This is a genomic window from Treponema sp. R6D11 (assembly GCF_054786075.1).
This window is the reverse complement of the sequence record NZ_BDHD01000830.1, coordinates 1-490: the sequence shown is the minus strand read 5'-3', so window position 1 is coordinate 490 and position 490 is coordinate 1. Positions and strand designations below refer to the sequence as shown.

Here is a 490-nt window from a genome sequence, read left to right as displayed (position 1 = left end):
TTTAGGAAATTTTAAAACTCTTGGCAACGCTTGCGCCTTGGTCAAAATAACTGTTAAAATTCTGTCTCTAATACCCACCGGACGCGCCCACCAAGCGACTAATGTTAAATTTGGTTGTTCTCCTATTCTTTAAAAAAAAAAAAACCAACAGGAAAGAAAAGCCGCGCCGCAAGATTTCTCTTTTTTTTATTAAAAAAAAAAATACACTTAAAAAAACCCTCTCTTCATCCACTCAAAAAAAAAATCCTTCCCGATCTCCCTACACAACAAAAAAAAAAACGTATTATTCGCCCCATCCCCTTCCATGTACTTTTCTTATGCTGCAATTATCTGGAGGAAAAAAAAAAATTATTTTCTTTTTTTTTTTCCAAAAGAACGCCGTAAAACGTATTTTCTCCTTCTCGGTTGGCCGCGGAATTGTATAAAAGAGAAAGAAAATAACCGCCGCTATTTCGCCTTCGCGTCTGTAGTAGCCTGTTTCTTCTATTCG

1 protein-coding gene is annotated in these 490 nt (G+C 36.3%); it reads right to left on the bottom strand.

Going from position 1 to position 490, the window contains the following annotated elements; all coding sequences use genetic code 11:
- Positions 1-283 precede the first annotated feature (283 nt).
- On the bottom strand, positions 284-490 hold a 207-nt coding region (locus ACYVTD_RS16360; RefSeq protein ID WP_461248729.1), incomplete at its 5' end, for a hypothetical protein.